The sequence below is a fragment of the Microbacterium sp. genome, from assembly GCF_052102115.1.
GTDB lineage: Bacteria > Actinomycetota > Actinomycetes > Actinomycetales > Microbacteriaceae > Microbacterium.
Genome location: NZ_JBQDVP010000118.1, coordinates 1 through 3,051 on the forward strand (window position 1 = coordinate 1; position 3,051 = coordinate 3,051).

The 3,051-nt window shown below is 68.3% G+C and carries 3 protein-coding genes; 1 reads left to right on the forward strand and 2 read right to left on the reverse strand.

The features are described 5' to 3' along the window. Positions 1–101: 101 nt before the first annotated feature. Positions 102–884 carry an acetoin reductase gene (locus tag ACTICP_RS16245; RefSeq protein ID WP_155049184.1) on the forward strand — a complete coding sequence of 261 codons (783 nt, stop codon included), beginning with the start codon at positions 102–104 and terminating at the stop codon, positions 882–884. Positions 885–978: 94 nt separating this feature from the next. Here ACTICP_RS16245 and ACTICP_RS16250 read toward each other — a convergent pair whose 3' ends face one another. Then, complete coding sequence (locus ACTICP_RS16250) at positions 979–2,214, reverse strand: MFS transporter (RefSeq protein ID WP_051216769.1); 1,236 nt, start codon at positions 2,212–2,214, stop codon at positions 979–981. Next, positions 2,211–2,861, reverse strand: a complete 651-nt coding sequence (locus ACTICP_RS16255) for a GntR family transcriptional regulator (protein WP_029153994.1) — start codon at positions 2,859–2,861, stop codon at positions 2,211–2,213. The genes ACTICP_RS16250 and ACTICP_RS16255 overlap by 4 nt, the downstream gene beginning before the upstream one ends. Positions 2,862–3,051: the final 190 nt, after the last annotated feature.

The following is a 3,051-nucleotide window of genomic DNA, read 5'->3' on the forward strand; positions in this document are numbered from 1 at the left end:
GCTAGGATGTCGAGGGTCGTGCGGCGCCGAGCAACGTGCCTTCGGGCGACCTTCTCTCGGAGCGCGACAGCGCTTCATCGAACCATGAAGGAGTAGTCGGAATGTCCACTGCCAAGGTCGCTCTCGTCTCGGGCGCAGGTCAGGGAATCGGTCGCGGAATCGCGCTCCAGCTCGCGAAGGACGGCTTCGACGTCGCCGTCGCAGACCTCACGTTCCAGGAGGAGAAGGCGCGCGGCGTCGTCGCGGAGATCGAGGCGCTGGGCCGCCGTGCGATCTTCGTGGCTGCCGACGTGTCGAAGAAGGAAGACGTCGTCGCCGCTGTGGACGCAGCCGCCACGCAGCTCGGCGGGTTCGACGTCATCGTGAACAACGCGGGCATCGCGCAGGTCAAGCCGATCCTCGACGTGACGGCGGAAGAGCTCGACAAGATCTTCTCCATCAACGTGAACAGCGTGGTCTTCGGCATCCAGGCCGCTGCCGACAAGTTCATCGAGCTCGGTGTGAAGGGCAAGATCATCTCCGCCGCCTCGATCGCGTCGATCAAGGGCTTCCCGATCCTCGGCGCGTACTCGGCGTCGAAGTTCGCCGTGCGCGGCCTCACGCAGGTCGCGGCGCAGGAGCTCGCCCCGAAGGGCATCACCGTCAACGCGTACGCTCCCGGCATCGTCGGCACGGGCATGTGGGACCTCATCGACGAGAAGCTGTCGGAGATCAACGGCAAGCCGCGGGGCCAGAACCTCAAGGAGAACGTCGAGAGCATCGCCCTCGGCCGCATCGAGACGCCCGAAGACGTCGCGAACGTCGTGTCGTTCCTCGCAAGCGAGAAGGCCGACTACGTGACCGGCCAGGTGCTGCTCGTGGACGGCGGAATGCTCTACAACTGATGCATCCGAAGGGGGCGCGGGGAGGACATGTCCTTCCCGCGCCCCCTTTTTTTGCGAAGTCTTCGCGAGGACGCCGCGCCCGGCCGGTTCCTCATCAGGCCGCCGGCAGGTGCCGGCGCCAGCTGAGCGCGACGATCCCGACGCTGACCGCCGCCAGGACCGCGCCGGCGAGGAACATCGTCGTGTACGGGATCCACGCGCCGAGCGCGGCGAGGATCGCCGGGATGAAGAACCCGAGATACGTCAGTGAGTAGTACACCGCGGTGAGTCCGGCAAGATCGCGCGGACCGGCGATCCGCTGAATCTCGCGCAGTCCCCCGACGAGCAGCATGCCGTAGGCCGCGCCGAGTGCCGCGGCGGCCACGAACGCCCAGGCGAGCGAGTTGAGGCTCACCGCGACGGCGGCCAGGATCATGGCGGGAACGGTGACCGTCAGCGCGATCCCGATGCCGCGGGCCGACAGCGGGGTGTCGACCTTCGCGGCGAACCGCTGCACCGCGACACCGCATCCGAGCGCGACGACGCACAGCAGACCCGACACACCGATCTGCAGTCCCGGCGCCTGCGACATCATGAGGCCCGGCAGGATCGCGTACGCGCTTGCGGCGGTGCCGAAGACCCACGGCGCCATCGGGACGACGACGAGGAGGAACCGGCGGTGCATCGCGGTGGGGATGCGCAGGTCGGCGAGGAGCGGCCCAGAGGTGTCTCGGCGCGGCCGGCTCTCCGGCGCCGCCCACAGCAGCACGAGCGCGACGAGGGTGAGAGCGATGTGCAGGAGGTAGGGCGACGCGGTGGGGATCGGGCCGAACTGCCCGAGCGCCGCAGCGAATCCGGCGCCCAGCGCGAACCCGGACGTCAGTGCGAGTGCAGCGCGTGAGGCGCCACGGCCGTCGACGGCGCGGGTCGTGAACGGAGGCTCGGAGAGCTCTTTCACCCAGCTCGTGCCGACTGCCATCACGAGCCCCAGCGCGATACCCGACAGCACCCGCCCGGCGAACAGGAGCGGCATCGAGGAAGCCCCGACGGCGAGGAGCGTGCTGCCCGCAATCGCGATGATCGGGGCGGGGACGAACAGCGGTCGGCGGCCGTACCGGTCGGACAGCGGGCCGCCGAGAAGGAGCGCGGGCACGATGCCCAGGACATATGCCCCGAGCAGTACATTCACGCTGAAGGCGCTCATCTGGTCGATCTGGCGGTACATCACGAGCAGCGGTGTGAACTCGTTTCCACCCCACGCGACAGCGAACAGGGCAGCGCTCACGCGCATCCAGGGGACGATCGCGATCCGCTCTCCGGCGGCGGCTCCCTCGGAGGACATCTCACTCATGACAGCAGCTCCCGGTGGGTCTTCTTGATGTGACGGCCGAGTGCCACCTCGAACGCCGCGGTCTCGCCATCGCCGATGAGGCGGACGAGCAATCCGTGATCGTCGAGCACCTGCTCGGCTCGGTCGTCGCGTCGCCAGAGCGACCACGCGAGCATCCGCCTCTGCCGATCGCGCAGCGTCGCGAAGAACTCTGCGAGCAGGGCGTTCCCGCCGGCCGCGACGATCCGGGCGTGGAAGGCCGTGTCTGCCTCGGCGAGCCGCGCGAGGTCGGATGCCTCGTACGCGCGGCGTTGCTCGTCGAGAATGTCGGAGAGCTCGTCGACGACGTCCTGCACCCGTTCGGAGTCACGGGCGAGCCGCCGCACGGCATCGGTCTCGATGAGGATGCGCGCCTCGACGACGTCGTCGAGCTCTCCCGGCGTCACATCGCGGATCAGCGCACCGCGCTTGGGGTACAGCCGCATCCACCCCTCGACCTGCAAGCGCAGGAACGCCTCGCGGACGGGGGTGCGGCTCATCCCGAGTTCGTCGGCGATCGTTCCTTCGCTGACCATCGTCCCGCCGGCGAGATCGCCGTCGAGGATCCGCTCCTTGACCTTCGCGTACGCGGCATCCGCGGCGGATGCCTCCGTCTCCTGATGCTCCATGACCCCGTCCCCGTGCTGATGAACAAGATAGATACTAGTTGCATCTCAGCCCGGTGCAAAGTGGCTCTTCGGACATTCGGTGGGGGTCATGGGGTGAGGCTGCCGGCGGCGAGGAGCATGCGGAGGCGGTAGTTGTGCCGGTTGCGATAGCCGCGGGCGAGGCGCCGGTGCAGCTCGATGATTCCGTTGA